Origin of the sequence: Robertmurraya korlensis NBRC 107688, assembly GCF_001591645.1 — a bacterium.
Taxonomy (GTDB): Bacteria; Bacillota; Bacilli; order Bacillales; family Cytobacillaceae; genus Robertmurraya_A.
In genome coordinates this window covers 957,592-976,047 of record NZ_BCVH01000001.1, presented here as the reverse complement: position 1 = coordinate 976,047, position 18,456 = coordinate 957,592, and the positions used below count along the sequence as shown (strand labels likewise).

The following is an 18,456-nucleotide window of genomic DNA, read 5'->3' as shown; positions in this document are numbered from 1 at the left end:
CATCCATGAGATATGTGGACATCCACCAGTGCGATCATATTTTAACTCATCCACCATTTTTTGTAAGTGGGTGGCTAATGAGCCATCAGTTTTTTTGCTTCAAAAGCCTAAATTTATCCTTACGAGATAAATCCAACCATAGTAGCGAGCATTAACTCTAAAATAACATTCTATAAAATACTGAGAATACTTGAGAAAACGTGAGTTTTCACTTTGTTTATTGAGGGAGGATAGTTCAACAATTATTGCTACATCACAAGATAGGTTCTGAATACATTTTAGGAAATAAAAAACCACCTACATTCTTAAAAAAATATAGATGGTGTCGTAAAATATTGTTTTTTAGGGTTGGCAACATAAATTTCCTTCGCCCTTTTCGAGAGCAGATTTTAGACTATCAAGAACTCCTGACCAAGCCATTTGGTGCCACTTAATTGCTTCAGCCCACTCCTCATTATCTTTAAATCCAATATGTTCAACAATCACTTTGGTAGAATCCTCATTAATTGTTTTGAAACTTACATTAACATTTGTTAATTCATTTTCATTGTTCATTAATGTCTCAAATTGGTCTGGTCCTTTCCAAGTAAAATGTAGCTCTTTTTCATTAATGAGCTTTGTGATTTTACAACCCTTTGTATTCATACCCTTATTATTTCCAGGTATAAAGTAAAGTTCGTATGCACCACCTTCTTTAGCTTCTACAATTGTTTCAGGTGCAAACCATTCAGAAACTCTTTCAGAAATTGTCCAGGCAAACCATACTAAATTTAATGGTGCATTAATAGTTACCTCTTTAATTATAGCTTTATCATTTGTGGTAGTTGTCAAAAGAACCTCTCCTTTTGTAAAATAATTACACTTAAATAGTAACATTATTGAAAAAATTTCGAAAGATTTTGGGTGTATGTTTTATAGCCTTATTGAACTAAAGGGGGCGATTCTTCCATAAGGAGATCGCTTTTTCTTATTCGACTATAGAAGCAGGTTACTTAAACAAGGAGATATAATTGAAACAATATAAGAGGAGAAAAAACAATGATTAAGGCTGCTATTTTTGATTTAGATGAAACCTTTCTTAATAGGGATAAGGCAATAGAGCGAATATTTTTAATGTTTTTAGATAAGTGTTATGAGGATGTTAAACATTCAGTGAAAAATGAAATGTTAAAGAAATTCAAAGAATATGATAAAGAAAGCTATGGTCATAATGAAAAACAAAAGTTTTGAAATATTTTTTGATGAATTCCCACCAAAATATAGGTTGCCACGCTACGACATTCAAGATTTTTGGAATAATAATTTTCCTAAATGTTTCACTATAAATCCAAATACTATTAATATAGTAACTAGACTAAAGATGCAAGTTAAATTTGCAATTATAACAAATGGCTCAACTCAGAGACAAAAAGCTAAAATAATTAATACTAATTTAAATAGTTGTTTCGAAATAATAATTATTTCTGAAGAAGTGGGATTTAGTAAACCTGACAAACGCATATTTGAATTAGCACTAAATAAGCTAAATGTAAAACCCGAAGATGCATTATTCATTGGAGATGACTTAGAAAAGGATATTGGTGGTTGTCAAAATGCAAATATAAAGGGGATATGGTTCAATCCTCTTAATAACAAGAATGATACCGACATAAAACCATATGCCGAGGTCAATTCCTTTGATGGATTATTAAGTTATTTTTCATAATGACTGCTGTTCTTCGCCACAATCTTTTATAAGGGATGAAATTCCTTTTGATATTGGTCCTATTTTTCAAGCAAAAACCATTCCTTTTCGGAGTGGTTTTTGTTTCAGTGTTTAGTTTTTTATCTAATGATATACAATATTGAGTCGAGGTGATATAGATATGATTTCAAAGAAGCACAAAATTTTTAATTTCATATTAATTGTTATTCCTTGGTTGTCGGTATTATTTTTAGATAAACCTACTATTAAGCGTTACTCTGTTTCTAGTGTCTTGATAGCTATATATGAGACAATTAGTCATATATATGGAAAGAAGAAGAAGTATTGGAAGTTTTACGATAAGCGAAGATCATTTATTAGGGATGAATTTCCTTTTGATATAGGTCCTTACGTCCCAATATCTATGTGGATACTTAAATATACGTATGGGAACTTCAAAAAGTTTGTACTAGTCAATGTAATATTTAATGCATTCTTTGCATTTATATTCATTCCGGTTCTTGAAAAATTAAAAATTCTTCGTTTAAATCGGTTAAATCATCTTCAATTCTTTATTTACATACACTACAAAGCGTATTTATTATATGGGGTACAATATTTGTATGATAAATTGAAAGGGAGGATATCGCTAAACTTTTAGAAGAAGTAGTAAACATTAAATACAAATATATTAATGCCGCCATAGTAAAATATGGCGTCTTTTTGCGTTCATAATTTTATTTTCGAAATCGTCTTGTAAAAGTGTTATTATGCTCAATTAACGTAATTTAAGCCGAAGCCGAAGCAAAGGAATTTGAAGTCAGATGTAAAAAGGCTTCAAAAATACGAGCAGCAGTTTAAAGCATATCAAGAAAAATACAAGATGTAATAAAGTGTTTTTCTGGAATAGTGGTTTAGTTGAACTTAGGTGGATTATGCCTAAATTTACAAACGATCCAGGTTAATTTTATAAGAAGGCTAATTTTTTAAATTTATACTATAAATGAGTAATGACAATAGATTTATGATAATTATGATCAACAAATTCTTAGACTAATTTGGAGAGATATTAAACAAAAAGTTCGGATGAGGCTATTGAGCAATGGGGAATGACTATTGAAGGAAAAATTAGTAGTGAAGAATGCAGGAGATTATTTAATATTATTGCTGCTAGTGGTCAAAGTGAATTAATAAATGAATTAGTTCCTCAAATTGTCGATACAACATTACATCACTTACTTTGGACATTAGAACTAGAAGAGTTATTAATATTGCATTAAGTGAAAATTATAAAAAGGTTTGTCATAAAGACTTAAGTGATGACTAGCTGGCGAACTTTATACTGAAGACGGTTGGATTTCTCGATTTAGTAATTAATCAAAACATATTTAGCTAAGGTTATTTAGCATAAGAAAAGAGGGCTTTGATCCAGGAAGGATTAAGGTCTCTTTATGTTAAATTTTTTATTGTAGGATAGGTGAAGTTTTCTTCGAGAAAAATTGTAATAATATGTTAATATATAATGTGTTACAAAGAAGGGGATTTTCAGGGGATATAAACGGGTTTAAAAATAACTATGAATTGAACAGACGAATTAGAAAAAGTAAAGGTGATAAAATGAGTTCAGAACTACTTAAGATTTTTGATCAGAATCGAAAATGCATAGGGACATCTAGTAGAGAGGAAGTACAAGTAAAGGTTTTTGGCATGAAACATTCCATTGTTGGTTTGTGAGTAAGAAGAACAATAAACATTTTTTACACTTCCAACTGAGAAGTAAACAAAAAAGGGATTTCCCAAATACTTTGGATATTTCTGCTGCTGGACATAAAGGCACATGAAGCAGTTACAGATGGTATTAGAGAAGTTCATGAAGAGTTAGGTGTAAATGTTTCGATAGAAGATTTAATTTATATTGGAAACATATCTGATGAGATTGTTGAGGGCAATATAATTGATAGGGAATTAGGGCACGTATTCGTCTATATTATTCCTGAGAAATTAGAAATGAATTATAAATTTCAAATTGAAGAAGTATCTGGAATGGTTATGATTGAGTTAGAATCCTTTGAGGAATTATGGCTAGAAAAAATAGATAGCATACAAGCGAAAGGTATTGTGTTAAATGAGAATTTGAAGGTAGTCCATTTAGATAGTTTAGTAATTAAAGGTGACTTTTTGCCTCATGATAGTTCCTATATTTCCACAGTATTAAATAAAATAAAGGAAATCTTAGTGTAGAAGTTTTTATAACTCTTATTAAATAGGCTATCTTGTTTTAAATATAGGGAGTAAGGGGGATAATTTATTGTTTATGTATCTATGGTTATCGAAGAATTTTATATTACCCTTATTAATCTAAAGATACTGGTCAAAACATCAGTTTCAGTATGTTTGTGTCACTGTTGTAAGTATTTTTGTGTCGCTCGTCAACAACAACACGTCAAGAGAGTAGAGGCATCCAATAAAATTCATTTTTCTAGTTTACATAATATCTATTATACACAGTTCCAGGAAGAGAGACAGATGAGGTCTCAATAACTAAGTATACTTACAATAGTGAGACGAAACTGTTTTTTTTGATCTGAGATTCCAGTTTTAGTATTTAAATTGTTCAGGAGTTAATTCAGATTCGACGTTTATCTGAAATTACTTTTGTTCTCGGTTCTTTTGATTTGGTTGTTTGGATTAATTATTTACATCTTTAACTAGCAATTATATTACTATTAGTATTCATCTAGATCTCTTTGTTGTTATTAGTTTACATAATATTATTATATGCAACTTTTCTCTTCAAAAAACGCCTAGCTAAAAAGTGTTTACACTTGCTATATATTCAATTAATCCTTCACTTGATCATATTAACAGTTCTCGTATGTATTGACCTCCTTTCTGTACTCCTTCTCAATCCTTTGAATCTGGTCTACCAGTGGAGTTCTTGAAATGTACCTCGCTCTATTCGCTAATCAGGGTAAAAAGTCCGTCCCAAACAAAAAACCTAACGTCTGTCAGGTTTAACGGTTAAACAACACGCTCTTGAAGGGCGGTTGTTAAATAGAATCTAGGGGTGCCATAGTACATGTATTGATTATATTGTGGAAAGGAAGACTCGAATTGTATATATATTGGAGAGTCTAATAACCATGGGTAATTTTGATAGAATTTTTGGTCACCGTATACCATCGCGGTTAAGGCTAATGGTATTTCTTTTTGGAAAATGAGATATCGAATCATCGAATATTTTTCATCGAATTCTCCGTTAGTTATATACACTTTTCCTGATAATGTGTATTGACCCATGACAGGTTTCCACTCTGCCAACACTTCATCACGAAATTTGCTATTGATGGCATCGAAATCGTAGCAATATCCAATGGTTAAAAATAGCTCCCCTGTCATATCTGAGTGCGTTAATGTATATTTTCTCTCATCTACAGGTTTAAAGGGTGTTGCCGGTGGAAAGTATGTCACATTTAACAAAGACGGATCAAACTTACTCATGTAAGCCTCACTCCCCTGGATGATGAAGTTGTTTACTACTGTAGTTTATGTGATTCGCTGTTAAATGTGACAACTGCCTATTTTTTCTTTGTTGTATTCTTGCGTAATTCCATGACATTCGTATCTAGCAGCTTCCATTTTCCGTTTTCCAATACCCATGATGACTCCACATAGGCAATCGAATCGGCATTGTAGGCTCCACTAATCCGTTGGGATCCTTTTAGACCTATTCGATTCCCGATTACTTTAACAGGTTTAAGCGTTCCCAAAGGCAGGACCATGAGTTCTGCAGGTTCATTTAGTTTGCCATTATGATATAATCCAAGTCTTTCGTAATCCTTTGCTCTATTTCTTAAGTCAAATTGATACGACTCATTTGTATTTTCAATGGTCATATTGGCTTTATAGCCGTTTAGAAAGGAAGATTGGATTACTAGTGGTTCTGGTACGGTTAAATCGGTTAGCTGGTTATCCTTGAGAGTATATAAATAGTGATTAGATAATCCGCCACTTCCTCCTGTGTTTACCGAGAGAAATAGATCTTTGACTCCATCATTGTTTAAATCTTTAAAGTCAATTCGTGGTTCGTACCCACCTTCGAGATTGATTTTCTGGTTTTTCCCCGTTGCAGAAAAGATATCCAAAGTAATGGAACGTAAAAAGATTGCCCCTTCTTCAAAAGGCTCCCCCTTTACATAGATGGTATCGAGTTTTCCATCTCCGGTAACATCCACTTGTTCTTTGACTATGACGCTTTCAAGCTTGTTAGCTTCTTCTACTGCATATACGCCTGTTATCGCGGATAGTGACATAAAAAAGAAGGCAGCAAAAGCAAACAATAGCTCTTTTTTCATCTAAAATTCCTCCCTGAGCAAATTCATTATTTTAGTTTGCCCATAAGTGGAAAAAAGATGTAGAAAAAACAAATTTAACAAAAGATTAGTTTGCTAAATGCTTAATCAGTCCTGGTAACCAATCATTTAGAGTACTAAAACGATAACCTAGTTCTCTAGCCTTAACATTACTCATATTCCAGGTGTTTTCAACACCATATGGTGAGTGTTCGGAAGGATCAAAAGTACTCGGGAGACTAGGCTTCCTGCCAACCTCGCATTCAATAAGTGCCATCAGTTCTGCCATCGATATGATCTCGTTTGAACAGGCGTTAATCGGACCAGAGAAATCTTGCTCACTGATCCAGGCAAGAAAGTGTCCAGCCTCCTCTTGATGGATAAAACCCATTTTTGCTAGTAGGTTCGGGAATCCAATCACGGACCCATCTTTTGTCCGATTAATATGTAAAAGTAAACGTTCGGTATAATCTTGCTCACCGAGAACAATTGGAATTCTAACAGCGATTACTGGAAAGTCTGCCATCTGGAATAATACCGCCTCCGCTTGGCGTTTCCCTTCCTGATAAGTTACTTGATCTGGTGGTGTATCGGAAATGGGATATGTGTACGGATTAAAATCTGCCTCACTCACATTTTCGGCGAAGTCATATACTGACATCGTGGAAGTAAATATGTATTTTCGAGTCTTGCCATGTAGTGCTTGAACTGCTATTTTTGCATCTCTAGCATTATAGCAAATTTGATCAAATACCATATCCCACGTTCTACCTCTTACAGCTTCGTTCACAGACTCAAAATCAAGCCGGTCAACCTTGAGTGTGTCCACATTTTTATCAAATGGAACCTCGCTGTTTTGCCTTGTTGCTACCGTAACTGTTACACCTTTGCTAAGTAATGCCTTGACTAAATTCACACCGAAGAACCTGGTTCCCCCAAATACTAAAGCTGTTTTCATTTCCTCTTCCTCCCTCTAGTATTACTTGAATCCTATCTATATATATTCAACCATTCGTACCTATTCACCTTTCTTCCTTTCTGTTAAAATTAGGAAAGATTGCAAGAAAGGTAAAGACATATGCTGAAAAAATATACTTCCCCCTATACAACTGAACTTTATGACCAGTTAGCACTATGGGTGTCTAAACAACAAACGGCACGAAATATTAACTTAGAAGTGCCCATGAATCTCTCCTCTGTTTTAGAGATGGACGGTTCTCTAGATTATATTTTTATTATGTATGACGGCGAAGGTATAGTATCTGCTGCAGTCGTTGCCGATCTGTTAAAAACAAAAGATTTTGAGATTGGTTTTTCTGCTAAAGACGAACAAACGGCAATTGATTTGTTGAAGGTAATTCACGAGGATCTACAACTACACTTTCCAAACTCTATCACAGCAGTAATAGATGAGATAGCAACACTTGAGAGAGATGCATTATTAAAATTAGGAGCAAATAATGAGGTGTGTGAAGCACAATTAATGATTACTCAACTAAGTGGTAAGAAGCCTGTGCTTCCTACCCAGCTAATTCAGTATCATTCTACACGACACAATGAATACCGGGCAGTATTAATGGACAGTTTTGGAGATGACCTAGAAGAAGCCGAAGCGATTATTCAATTGTCGCTGACACAGCCAAGTAGGACTCTTTATGGTATCCATGTATATGATGAAATCGTTGGTACAATCAATCTTATTCGATCTGAGGATGCATTTATTACAGCGCTTGCCGTTCATCCGGCCCATCAAAAGAAAGGGATAGGAAGAGCTGCTTTACATGAAGCTGTCGATATTCTTTTTCAAGAAGGCTATCGTTCTGTATCCCTTGATGTGGAAGTTGAGAATACACATGCTCTTAAGCTGTATGAAGAAGTAGGCTTTCAAATTCAATTCATGTTTCAGTTTTATAAAATGTAAATGGCAAAAGACCAAATCAATGTGATTTGGTCTTTTGCATGTATACGATTCACTTTAGTTAGTTATTTGTAACTTCGCTTTCATCTTTAAGAGCAACCGACCATACGGACTTTGATTTACCCGCATCGGTTTCATCAATAATAAATGATCCGTTAGAGTATCGGTCATTATGTCTAAGATCTGAGGCACTTACTTCCTCGATTTTTCCTTTTTCGGTACTCACAAAGATTTGGTCTTTTTCACTTACAATGACGGCACCAATCACTCGGTGTGGATTCGCCTTTAATTCTCTCAGCATCACCACTCCACGTTTCGCCCGTGAAGTTATCTCGAACTCATCTAGCTTCATCTTTTTAATTGCTCCACGCTGAGTTACAATGACAATACTTTGAGAACGAGGATCATCGACGATTTTACCAGCTGTTAGGAAGTCGCCATCCTTTAGGTTAATTCCCTTCACACCTGCGGCTCTAGCTCCAACAATATTCACTTCATCTTCAGAAAAACGTAATCCGTAGCCTAGATGAGTGGTTAATAACAACTCCTTCGTACCATCTGTTTCATGAACATCAAGTACTTCGTCGTCATCTTTTACATTAATCGCGACAAGTGGTTTTGAATACCTTTGAGCCTTATATGCCTTCAATTCCGTTTTCTTGACCATTCCATTTTTCGTAATAAATAACAAGAAGGCGTCCTTCTCAAAATCTTTAACAGGAAGTACCCTTACAATTGTTTCGTTACGATCAATTGGAACCAGATTCGCAATATGCTGACCGAGATCTTTCCAACGAATGTCTGGTAGTTCATGTACCGGACAGTACAAGTAATTCCCTTTATTCGTAAACAGGAGAACGACATCGGTTGTGTTCATATCAAGCTGTGCGAGTAATTGGTCCGAATCCTTCATACCGAAGTCCTGACCATTCGAAGCAGCATATGACCTTGGGCTAGTACGTTTAATGTAGCCTTCTTTCGTCACGGTTACAATCACATCTTCGCTTGCTACCATTACTTCTAAATTGATTTTAATTTCTTCGATTTCTGCTTCAATGATGGTACGGCGTTGATCCGCAAAGCGTTTTCGTACATCTTTGAGCTCTTTTTTGATCACAGAAAGAAGTTTGCTTTCACTTTCTAAAATAGCAGTAAGTTCCTCAATTTTCTTGGCAAGCTCGTCTGCCTCGTTTTGAAGAGCAGTAATATCTGTGTTTGTTAATCGGTAAAGCTGCAAAGAAACAATCGCTTCTGATTGCGCTTCCGTAAAGCCAAACTTCATAATCAAATTGTCTTTTGCATCTCGCTTGTCTTTTGACCCACGAATGGTTTGGATGACTTCATCAAGGATAGATAAGGCCTTCATTAAACCAGCTACAATATGCTGACGGTCTTTTGCTTTTTGTAGATCAAATTGGGAGCGTCTGGTTACTACTTCCTTTTGATGCTCAATGTACGCATCCAAAAGCTGTGTAATTCCCATTAGCGTTGGACGACGATGATGGATGGCAACCATGTTAAAGTTGTATGCAATTTGAAGGTCTGTATTTTTGTATAGGTAGTGTAGAACACCTTCAGCATCTGCTTCCTTTTTAAGTTCAATAACGATACGGAGACCAGTACGGTCTGTTTCATCACGAACCTCAGACATTCCTTCAATTTTACGGTCCAAGCGGAATTCATCCATCTTTTTCACAAGGTTCGCCTTGTTGACTTCAAATGGAATTTCTGTAATAACGATTTGTTGCTTCCCGCCACGAACGGTTTCAATTTCAGCTTTTCCACGGACAATAATTTTTCCCTTGCCCGTTTCGTATGCCTTCTTTATGCCGTCTACTCCTTGAATAATTCCACCAGTTGGGAAATCAGGTCCTTTGATAACGGTCATTAGATCATCCACTGTACAGTTTGGCTGGTCCATTCTCATGAAGACACCATCAATGATCTCATTCAAGTGATGCGGCGGAATTTCTGTTGCATATCCAGCAGATATTCCTGTAGAACCATTTACTAAAAGGTTAGGAAACATGGCTGGTAATACGGTCGGTTCATTCGCTGTATCATCAAAGTTTGGTACGAAATCAACCGTTCTTTTGTCAATATCTCGCAATAACTCAGACGAAATCGCGCTCAGACGTGCTTCCGTATAACGCATCGCAGCTGGTGGATCTCCGTCGATGCTACCGTTGTTTCCGTGCATTTCAACAAGAAGGTTACGAAGCTTCCAGTCTTGGCTCATACGAACCATCGCATCGTACACGGAGGAATCACCGTGTGGATGATAGTTACCGATTACGTTACCAACTGTTTTAGCAGATTTACGGAACCCCTTATCGTTTGTATTTCCTTCAACATGCATCGCATAAAGGATACGTCTTTGTACTGGTTTTAAACCGTCCCTTGCGTCAGGTAAGGCACGGTCTTGAATGATATATTTACTGTATCTTCCGAAGCGATCACCAATGACCTCTTCAAGTGGTAAATCGCGAAATTTTTCCGTCAAACTCACTGTTCAGTATCCTCCTCTGCAACAGAAATATTTTCATTTTCTAAAATACTTCCGTCTTCCTCTAAACCGAAGGCTACATGTGTTTCAATCCACTTACGGCGAGGTTCAACCTTATCGCCCATTAATGTGGTCACACGACGCTCTGCACGAGCAGCGTCATCAATGCGTACACGAATTAATGTTCTCGTCTCAGGATTCATGGTTGTATCCCAAAGCTGGTCAGCGTTCATCTCACCTAGTCCTTTGTAACGTTGAATCATATAACCCTTACCAACCTTTTTAATGGCTGATTGTAAGTCATCGTCGCTCCATGCATACTCAATAATTTCCTTCTTGCCAGTTCCTTTACTTACTTTATAAAGCGGTGGAAGGGCGATGAATACTCTTCCTGCTTCAAGAAGCGGCTTCATATAACGGTAAAAGAAGGTAAGAAGAAGAACCTGGATATGTGCACCGTCGGTATCGGCATCAGTCATAATGACGATTTTATCGTAGTTGATATCGTCGATATTAAAATCTGCTCCAATTCCACCACCGATGGCATGGATGATGGTATTAATTTCTTCGTTTTTGAAGATATCCTGAAGCTTTGCTTTTTCAGTATTAATAACTTTTCCTCGTAAAGGTAGAATCGCCTGGAAACGGCGGTCACGACCTTGCTTAGCAGATCCACCAGCAGAGTCACCCTCCACTAAGTAAAGCTCATTTTTCTGAGGATTTCTAGATTGGGCAGGTGTTAGCTTTCCTGATAAAACAGCCTCAGATCGTTTTCTTTTCTTCCCGCTACGAGCTTCTTCTCTAGCTTTACGAGCGGCTTCACGAGCTTGATACGCCTTAATCGCTTTACGTATCAATAACGTACTGGTCTCAGGGTTTTCTTCTAAAAAGTAAGAAAGATACTCAGATACAACCGAGTCTACTGCAGAACGTGCTTCACTTGTTCCAAGCTTTCCTTTTGTTTGTCCCTCGAATTGAAGAAGTTCTTCTGGAACACGTACGGAAATGATCGCTGCGAAACCTTCGCGAATATCTGCCCCATCAAGGTTTTTATCTTTTTCCTTTAACAAACCGATTTTGCGGGCATATTCATTAAATACACGAGTCATGGCTGTTTTTGCACCTGCTTCGTGTGTCCCACCATCTTTTGTTCGAACATTATTGACGAAGGATAGTACATTTTCCGAATATCCATCATTGAATTGAAAAGCGTAATCCACTTCAATTCCACCGCTTGTCCCTTCAAAACTGATAACAGGATGTAATACGTCTTTTTCTTCGTTTAAATATTGAACAAACGCTTCAATGCCATTTTCATAATGGAAGACCTCATGGAAGTCATTGCGGTCATCAATAATTTCTATTTTCATGCCTTTTAAAAGAAAGGCAGATTCTCTCAAGCGCTCACAAAGCGTTTCATAATTGTAGGTAGTCGTCGAAAAAATTGACGCATCCGGCTTAAAGTGGATCGTCGTTCCTGTTTGATTGGTTTTTCCTACTTTTTCTAAAGTAGTTACAGGTTTCCCGCCGTTTTCAAAGCGCTGTTCATATACAAAACCGTCTCGTTTAATCTTTACTACGAGCCATTCGCTCAAAGCATTTACAACGGATGCACCTACACCGTGTAAACCACCACTAGTTTTGTAACCACCCTGGCCAAATTTTCCACCTGCGTGTAGGACGGTTAAGATGACCTCAGGAGTGGGTTTCCCCATTTTGTGCATACCGGTTGGCATTCCTCGCCCTTTATCTTGCACACTTATGGAATTATCTTTGTGTATTTTTACAATAATCTGGTCTCCATGACCAGCTAGTGCTTCATCGACAGAGTTATCTACAATTTCATACACCAAATGGTGAAGCCCTCGTGTATCTGTACTACCAATATACATACCTGGGCGTTTTCGAACCGCATCTAACCCCTCTAGTACCTGAATGGCATCATCGTTGTATTCAAACGTTCCTTGATTTTTTGCCACGTACAATACCCCTTTCCTTCCGTGCAGCTACATGTCTCTATCTATGTAATGGATCTGAACGTCTTATACGTATTCGTTCTTTCAAGTGAATAATCCTTTTAATATTATGAAACGAATGATATAGAACAAATGTTCTTATCTCGTATTTTATCACATTTTTTTAGACACCTATGCTTTATTGTATATATTTCTTGTGATTTGGCAAATGGATATTTTAAAAAGAAAAGTATTTTAGACGAATATTCTTCGATAATAGAAATGTTTACAAAGCCTATGATAAAAAGAAAAACACCCTAATCCTAACGACTAGAGTGAAGGAGAAAAAATTATTTTGTCAAAGCATGTTCTACTTTAATGCATCGATTCATAACGACGGTGTAGCCTTTGCTTTTTAAAAATTCGTACGCTTCCTCATTTTCTAATCCTAACTGTGCCCAAAATACATCAGCATCCATTTGATCGAACTCCCTTGCCACCTCTGGCAGAAATTCAGATCGTCTAAAAACATTCACAATATCTACATGGCCTTCAATATCTGTTAATTTGGCTACTGCTTTAATGCCAAATACTTCATCAACGGTAGGGTTTACGGGAATAATTTCATATCCTGCATTTTTCATGGCTTCAGAAACCATATAAGAGGTTCGCTCAGGATTGTTGCTAATTCCAACAACAGCGATTCGTTTTGACTTTTTTAAAATTTGTCCTAATTCTTCACGGCTAGGATATTCGATTGGCATCCAACTCACTCCTCTAATTTTTGTTTAGTATGCCCTTACATTCTTTAATCATAGCCAATTGAATAACAAAAGGCTAGGAGAAACTCCTAGCCTCTGCTACTTTTTTGTTATTTGTTGGTTAAATGATTGGAGTGCTGTCCATGCCGTTTCATCTGCAAAATACCTAGACCAGCTGGCCACTCCGGCAAGATCATACTTTATTGCTAAATTTGTTCGGGCAGTAAGAGACTGCTCATCTTCAAGCCACACCTTGTACGTAGTTGCCTGATCAGGGACATAAAGCTCTGCATAGTTTTGTCCGCTATCGGCATCATACGAGGGAGTTAAGTTATTGGTCGTTAACCATTCCTTGATTTGGGCCATGCTCTTGGATTTTGAAGATACCTCTCCGCTGTCTTTAATTTCCCATAGCCTTGTATAAAGAGGAATCCCTAAAATCAGCTTTTCATTTGGAATGATTTCCAAAAGCTTTTGCAGGTTTGTTTCAACCCAAGGAAGGCTTGCTACGCTACCTGCTTTCGGTGAGGAGCCCCAATGTTCGTCATATGCCATAATGGCAAGGTAATCGACAATTTCTGCGAGCTTCTCGCGTTCGTAAAAAGCAGACCAATTGCCTTCAGCTATGAAGGTAACGTCCATAGAAACGATCAAGCCTGCTTCATGAAAATAGGGGGTTGCCTCACGAACAAATTGTGTCACAAGTGGTCCATCTTCTTCTCTAACATTTTCAATATCAATATTGATTCCATTTAGTTCATATAACTGACTGTAATGGAGGAGCTCTCGAATCATTTTCTGTCTCGTCTCATAATCCTTAAAGGCTGCGTGAGTAAGATCGGGATCAAACGCATTAGAGAATAGACCCCATACCTGATAGCCCTGGTCCTTCGCCCATTTAGTATACTCTAAAGAGGCAAGATTTCCGATGCTTCCTGTGTCATCCTTTAACTCGAACCAGGTTGGAGAAACAATGTTTACCCCATTCATTTTAGGGATCATACTTGTGTCTGGATTTTTTGTATATACGGCTTCCCAAGTTAGGTTGATCGGTCCTTCGAATGTTGGAGCATTTACTGCACCCTTTTCGTATTCTACGGCGATGGTTTCCTCTTGCTGCTTTTCAATTAGGTCCTTTGAAATATAGCCGGCAACTCCATCTTTTCTTCTTACAAAATAGAATTCTTCCTTTTCATCTTCAATCCAAACCTTCTCCCCGCTTGAAACGTCAGCAACATATGGTGATCGTAAGGTAGCATCTGTTCGCAGTCGAAGTTTTTCCTCGTGCACATCCTCCATTGTAACAACACTGTTCTGGAGGGCCTCCCCGTCTTTTTGAATCAACACCACATTGGTTTGTTCTAGCACTTGATAGGTGACAGGATAGAACTGGATGATTGGGTCAAGTGCAACAAATAATGTTCCTTTTTCATCTACTAAAGGAGCAAATTGCAGATCAACGGGTTGTTCATTAATAAAATAGGTTAAGGATTCTGTTGGCATTTGAATCACTTTATTTGAAGTGGTGATAATGATGGAATTCGATTTTTCATCAAAGAAAATCGTGTCATCAATATGTTCCTTCAAGAAGTCTAATGCTATATAGACGCTTTCCCCATCAATAATGGCATTCCCTTCTTGCTTCCCTTGAAATAAAACGGGATTATCTCCTGTGAAGTAACTAGTTTTTTCACTTGAAGCAAAAGGATAAAAGTATAGTAGAATACTAGAAATAATAAAAAGAATGGACGCAATTAGACCAGTAACAATCCATCCTTTTGATAAATGAGGTTTTTTCTTATATGTTTCTAAACGTGCCATCGTTCACTCTCCCTTACTCCAATCGTACCCGAAATGACAATCCTTTGAAAAGAGGGTTTCGACAAATGTTCATTTTAGCCTCTAAATATGACGTTGGAATAAACAAAAAGTTACGAGAATATCATAGAAAAAACTATTTGTACATGGTTTTTTATGCAATACATGGTACAATAATAAAACGGTATATGAAGTGTGAAGGAGTATTTGTATGATGGAAATTGCATTAATTGTTATAGTTTCTTACCTACTAGGTTCCATCCCATCAGGGTTAATTGTTGGAAAAGCTTTTTACGGAATTGATATCCGTGAGCATGGTAGTGGGAATTTAGGTGGAACGAATACGTTCCGTACACTAGGAAAAAAAGCAGGAATCATCGTTACCGCTGCTGATATCCTAAAAGGTACTCTTGCCTCGTTCCTACCGGCTATATTCGGAGTGGATGGCCAATTTGATCCTTTAATTGCGGGGATGATTGCGGTTGTTGGGCATATGTATCCTGTGTTTGCTAATTTTAAGGGTGGAAAAGCAGTAGCAACGTCAGGTGGAGTACTTCTAGCATGTGCTCCTATTATGTTTATCGTAATGGTTATTGTATTTTTGCTTAGCTTATACATAACGAAATTTGTTTCCCTCTCCTCTATCATTGCATCCATTGTAGCAGTGATTTACTCAGTGATTGTATGGGAACCAATGTTAATTATTGTCGTTTCGCTTCTGTCTTTATTTGTAATCTATCGTCATCGAGCGAATATAAAAAGAATCATTAATAAAACAGAGCCAAAGATCAAATGGATGTAGACCCGTCATGGGTCTTTTTTTTGTCAAAAATTTTGCGGAGTTTTGACTTTTTTTATCATATTACGATGAAATTCCCCATATAAATGCAGTAAAGATTACGCTAGATGGGAGATAAAAAAATGACCGACGACATGAAAAAGAGTGACACATTGGTTGCCGAAATGGTTCACGAAGTAAAGAATCCTTTAACAACCGTGAAGGGCTTGCTGCAATTACTGAAGCCATACTTGGTGATGATTGAAAAAGAACGTTATGCTGATATCGCAATAAGTGAGATTAATCGTGCGAATGAGTTACTTAATGCGTATTTGAATTCAAATACGTCCATTTCTCCAAAGCGAAAGCTTGTATGTGTGAACACGGTACTGGAGGAAATGAAATTGCTTTTTGAAAGAGAAGCAAATGTGAATCGAATTCAATTTCACGCGGAACTGGACCCCAACTTTCCAAAGGTGAATGTTTGTCGTAATGAGTTTAAGCAGGTACTAGTTAATTTAGTGAAAAATGCGGTTGAGGCTCTGGTAGAGGTTAAGGACAACCGAATGCGTGTGATTACCTTAAAAACGAAGATGCAAGGACAGAGGATACATGTGATTGTAGAAGATAACGGTTCTGGAATGGATCAATCAACCATTACTCAATTGTTTACTCCCTTCTATACAGAAAAATCGTTTGGTACAGGCTTAGGTTTACCGATTTGTAAGAAAATTATTGAAAAGCATGATGGAATAATTTCTGTTAAGAGCCAAAAAAGTATGGGAACCACCATCCAAATTGCACTGCCATCTTCTCCAATAGATGTCGACTAATTGTCATAAGATAAAACCTTTTCACTTAGGAAATAGGATACGATTATAGTAAGAAGCAGATGCCATTATGTGAAAGGTGGATGGTGAAAAATGAAAGGATTTATACCAGAAAATCTAACGTTTTCGACCTCAACAGAGCACTACGAAGATGGTGAGTTCCCTTTAACATGGTTTGATAATTCTGAAGGGAATGAAAAAATTAGAAGGACAAGGAATTTCGATGAATTTATGGATTTATTAGAGGAAATCGATACAAAAATCGTCATCAATGACCTTACTGAATATGTATAGAAAAAGGACCAACGAGAGCATTGTTTCTGCTTCCGCTGGTCCTTTTTCTTTCTCTAGGATTTACGTATGTTTGATTAATTCATCTTCAAAGAAAAATGTATTGGGGTATTCCTCTACAATATACGAATACCTTTTCATATTCTTAACATATTGACATTTAGAGATGACGACAGATTCACCAGACACTTTTATGCTTACTTCTTCTCCGTTGTTATATAAATTCTTTTTCATTCTCTCATCCTGTCTCTATTTAAATTTTGATCCTTTGAAAGTAAAGTATTACTCAATTATGACAGTCCTATTTACTTAAATCCAGTTTTTTATTGTTTGGTAAAAATTTTATCCCTCTTACCTAGCGGAATATGGTATCTTTATGGAGGTGAATTTTATCAGGAGGAACGAACGATATGACGAATACCATGTTCTCTCTTAGTAAAACAGAGCATAAGGATGAGCAAGTACTTTCCTTTCTACAAGAAAATGGAGGAAATCATGCTTCCCACTTAATTTTGTTGCGCGATAAAGAGTTATTTTGGGCAGTACAACAAAAGGTGTTAATTGCCTATAAAAAAATTGCAAATAAATTGGTTGTGTTAGGTGATCCCATCGGGAATGAAGTCTACATGAGTGATGCGATAAAGGAATTTCATGAATACTGTGATCAACTAGGTCTCACTCCTGTTTTTTACCAGATAAGTGCTCGATTCATGCACGTTTATCACGAAACAGGTTTTTCCTTTATGAAGCTTGGTGAGGAAGGAATTGTGAATGTAAAAAACTTCTCACTTGCTGGAAAACAGGGGGCGAAGCTTCGTACGAAGTTTAACAAGTTCGCGAGAGAAAACTTTCACTTTCGAGTCGTCTCTCCTCCCTATTCGCACTCCCTTCTTACAGAACTGCGTGCGATATCTGATGAATGGTTAGGAGACCAAAAGGAAAAAGGGTTTTCCGTTGTATCATTCAGTGAAGAATATGTTTCTTCCTTTCCAGTTGCATTATTAACGAATACAGAAGGTCAAGTTGTTGCCTTTGCCACATTACCAACAGATTACAAAGACACAGTAACAATTGATTTAATGAGAAAAACAACCAGCTCCTCTTACGGAACGATGGACGTCCTTTTTATTCATATCTTTCAATGGGTAAAAGAACATGGCTATGAGTATTGTAGCTTAGGTATGGCTCCCCTGGCCAATGTCGGAAAAAGTAAATATTCCATAACTTGTGAAAAATTGATCCGTTATATCTTTTTACATGGAAATGCACTTTATAAATTTAAAGGCCTTCAAGAATTTAAAGGCAAATTTACTTCTAGTTGGGAACCAAAGTACTTGGCTTATAAAAAGTCACCTTTGCTTCTTGTGATCATTCAATTAATTCTATTAATCAATCAACCTCCTTTATCAACAAAGACAAATAAGGTTGTTAGGAAGCTAAAATATTTAATCAAAAAAGCGGTGTAAGAGGTGAACCAAAAGGCTCACCTCTTTTTTATAGCTTTAACACTTGAAATCGTCCCTTACCTAGTACATCGGTTTGATAGTCAAGCTTGGTGTGTTC

Annotated in this window: 16 protein-coding genes and 1 pseudogene; 8 read left to right on the top strand and 9 right to left on the bottom strand. The window is 36.7% G+C overall.

The features are described 5' to 3' along the window. Positions 1-342 precede the first annotated feature (342 nt). The gene (locus tag BKO01S_RS04840; RefSeq protein ID WP_066049409.1) at positions 343-831 is read right to left on the bottom strand and encodes an SRPBCC family protein; all 489 of its coding nucleotides are present in this window, start codon (positions 829-831) and stop codon (positions 343-345) included. Positions 832-1,038: 207 nt separating this feature from the next. Between BKO01S_RS04840 and BKO01S_RS04835 the strand changes: the two are divergent. From BKO01S_RS04835 to BKO01S_RS04820, 3 genes and pseudogenes are all read left to right on the top strand, one after another. Then, positions 1,039-1,705 (top strand): annotated as a pseudogene (locus BKO01S_RS04835) (HAD family hydrolase). 1,088 nt (positions 1,706-2,793) lie between these two features. Continuing rightward, positions 2,794-2,964 carry a hypothetical protein gene (locus BKO01S_RS24255; RefSeq protein WP_157077289.1) on the top strand — a complete coding sequence of 57 codons (171 nt, stop codon included), beginning with the start codon at positions 2,794-2,796 and terminating at the stop codon, positions 2,962-2,964. A gap of 727 nt (positions 2,965-3,691) precedes the next feature. Continuing rightward, a complete protein-coding gene (locus BKO01S_RS04820) occupies positions 3,692-3,925 on the top strand; it encodes a hypothetical protein (protein ID WP_066049400.1) in 234 nt (77 codons plus the stop codon). A gap of 780 nt (positions 3,926-4,705) precedes the next feature. Here the strand turns inward: BKO01S_RS04820 and BKO01S_RS04815 are convergent. From BKO01S_RS04815 to BKO01S_RS04805, 3 genes are all read right to left on the bottom strand, one after another. Next, positions 4,706-5,185, bottom strand: a complete 480-nt coding sequence (locus BKO01S_RS04815) for a staygreen family protein (protein WP_066049398.1) — start codon at positions 5,183-5,185, stop codon at positions 4,706-4,708. A gap of 77 nt (positions 5,186-5,262) precedes the next feature. Next, a complete protein-coding gene (locus BKO01S_RS04810; protein WP_066049393.1) occupies positions 5,263-6,039 on the bottom strand; it encodes a YybI family spore inner coat protein in 777 nt (258 codons plus the stop codon). An 85-nt stretch (positions 6,040-6,124) separates the two neighbouring features. After that, positions 6,125-6,994 (bottom strand): NAD-dependent epimerase/dehydratase family protein, encoded by an 870-nt coding sequence (locus BKO01S_RS04805; protein ID WP_066049391.1) that lies wholly within the window; start codon positions 6,992-6,994, stop codon positions 6,125-6,127. A 120-nt stretch (positions 6,995-7,114) separates the two neighbouring features. Here BKO01S_RS04805 and BKO01S_RS04800 point away from each other — a divergent pair, with 120 nt between their 5' ends. Continuing rightward, complete coding sequence (locus tag BKO01S_RS04800) at positions 7,115-7,957, top strand: GNAT family N-acetyltransferase (RefSeq protein ID WP_066049389.1); 843 nt, start codon at positions 7,115-7,117, stop codon at positions 7,955-7,957. 58 nt (positions 7,958-8,015) lie between these two features. On the opposite strand, the gene parC is transcribed toward BKO01S_RS04800, so the two are convergent. The 4 genes from parC to BKO01S_RS04780 form a co-directional block, all read right to left on the bottom strand. Beyond that, positions 8,016-10,463 carry a DNA topoisomerase IV subunit A gene (gene parC / locus BKO01S_RS04795; protein WP_066049386.1) on the bottom strand — a complete coding sequence of 816 codons (2,448 nt, stop codon included), beginning with the start codon at positions 10,461-10,463 and terminating at the stop codon, positions 8,016-8,018. Further along, positions 10,460-12,439 carry a DNA topoisomerase IV subunit B gene (gene parE, locus BKO01S_RS04790; RefSeq protein WP_066049385.1) on the bottom strand — a complete coding sequence of 660 codons (1,980 nt, stop codon included), beginning with the start codon at positions 12,437-12,439 and terminating at the stop codon, positions 10,460-10,462. The genes parC and parE overlap by 4 nt, the downstream gene beginning before the upstream one ends. Positions 12,440-12,765: 326 nt before the next feature. Next, entirely contained in the window at positions 12,766-13,179 is a 414-nt protein-coding gene (locus BKO01S_RS04785; protein WP_066049381.1) for a CoA-binding protein, read from the bottom strand. A gap of 96 nt (positions 13,180-13,275) precedes the next feature. Further along, entirely contained in the window at positions 13,276-14,997 is a 1,722-nt protein-coding gene (locus BKO01S_RS04780) for a glycosyl hydrolase family 18 protein (protein WP_066049380.1), read from the bottom strand. Positions 14,998-15,208: 211 nt separating this feature from the next. Between BKO01S_RS04780 and plsY the strand changes: the two genes are divergently transcribed. The 3 genes from plsY (at position 15,209) to BKO01S_RS04765 (ending at position 16,896) form a co-directional block, all read left to right on the top strand. Further along, positions 15,209-15,796: a glycerol-3-phosphate 1-O-acyltransferase PlsY gene (plsY, locus tag BKO01S_RS04775; protein ID WP_066049610.1), complete on the top strand. Its 588-nt coding sequence runs from the start codon at positions 15,209-15,211 to the stop codon at positions 15,794-15,796. 119 nt (positions 15,797-15,915) lie between these two features. Beyond that, positions 15,916-16,605, top strand: a complete 690-nt coding sequence (locus BKO01S_RS04770) for a two-component system sensor histidine kinase NtrB (RefSeq protein WP_066049377.1) — start codon at positions 15,916-15,918, stop codon at positions 16,603-16,605. A gap of 90 nt (positions 16,606-16,695) precedes the next feature. Then, positions 16,696-16,896, top strand: a complete 201-nt coding sequence (locus tag BKO01S_RS04765; protein ID WP_066049375.1) for a hypothetical protein — start codon at positions 16,696-16,698, stop codon at positions 16,894-16,896. Between the two features lie 60 nt (positions 16,897-16,956). On the opposite strand, the gene BKO01S_RS24575 is transcribed toward BKO01S_RS04765, so the two are convergent. Further along, entirely contained in the window at positions 16,957-17,127 is a 171-nt protein-coding gene (locus BKO01S_RS24575) for a hypothetical protein (RefSeq protein ID WP_198158759.1), read from the bottom strand. A gap of 176 nt (positions 17,128-17,303) precedes the next feature. Here BKO01S_RS24575 and BKO01S_RS04760 point away from each other — a divergent pair, with 176 nt between their 5' ends. Then, entirely contained in the window at positions 17,304-18,359 is a 1,056-nt protein-coding gene (locus BKO01S_RS04760) for a phosphatidylglycerol lysyltransferase domain-containing protein (RefSeq protein ID WP_066049372.1), read from the top strand. The last annotated feature ends 97 nt before the right edge of the window (positions 18,360-18,456 follow it).

Bases quoted from the DNA above. Each gene is read 5' to 3' on its own strand.
- BKO01S_RS24255 (WP_157077289.1), top strand. From the start codon at position 2,794: ATGACTATTGAAGGAAAAATTAGTAGTGAAGAATGCAGGAGATTATTT.
- BKO01S_RS04820 (WP_066049400.1), top strand. From the start codon at position 3,692: ATGAATTATAAATTTCAAATTGAAGAAGTATCTGGAATGGTTATGATT.
- BKO01S_RS04815 (WP_066049398.1), bottom strand. From the start codon at position 5,185: ATGAGTAAGTTTGATCCGTCTTTGTTAAATGTGACATACTTTCCACCG.
- BKO01S_RS04810 (WP_066049393.1), bottom strand. From the start codon at position 6,039: ATGAAAAAAGAGCTATTGTTTGCTTTTGCTGCCTTCTTTTTTATGTCA.
- BKO01S_RS04805 (WP_066049391.1), bottom strand. From the start codon at position 6,994: ATGAAAACAGCTTTAGTATTTGGGGGAACCAGGTTCTTCGGTGTGAAT.
- BKO01S_RS04800 (WP_066049389.1), top strand. From the start codon at position 7,115: ATGCTGAAAAAATATACTTCCCCCTATACAACTGAACTTTATGACCAG.
- BKO01S_RS04785 (WP_066049381.1), bottom strand. From the start codon at position 13,179: ATGCCAATCGAATATCCTAGCCGTGAAGAATTAGGACAAATTTTAAAA.
- BKO01S_RS04780 (WP_066049380.1), bottom strand. From the start codon at position 14,997: ATGGCACGTTTAGAAACATATAAGAAAAAACCTCATTTATCAAAAGGA.
- plsY (WP_066049610.1), top strand. From the start codon at position 15,209: ATGGAAATTGCATTAATTGTTATAGTTTCTTACCTACTAGGTTCCATC.
- BKO01S_RS04770 (WP_066049377.1), top strand. From the start codon at position 15,916: ATGACCGACGACATGAAAAAGAGTGACACATTGGTTGCCGAAATGGTT.
- BKO01S_RS04765 (WP_066049375.1), top strand. From the start codon at position 16,696: ATGAAAGGATTTATACCAGAAAATCTAACGTTTTCGACCTCAACAGAG.
- BKO01S_RS24575 (WP_198158759.1), bottom strand. From the start codon at position 17,127: ATGAAAAAGAATTTATATAACAACGGAGAAGAAGTAAGCATAAAAGTG.
- BKO01S_RS04760 (WP_066049372.1), top strand. From the start codon at position 17,304: ATGACGAATACCATGTTCTCTCTTAGTAAAACAGAGCATAAGGATGAG.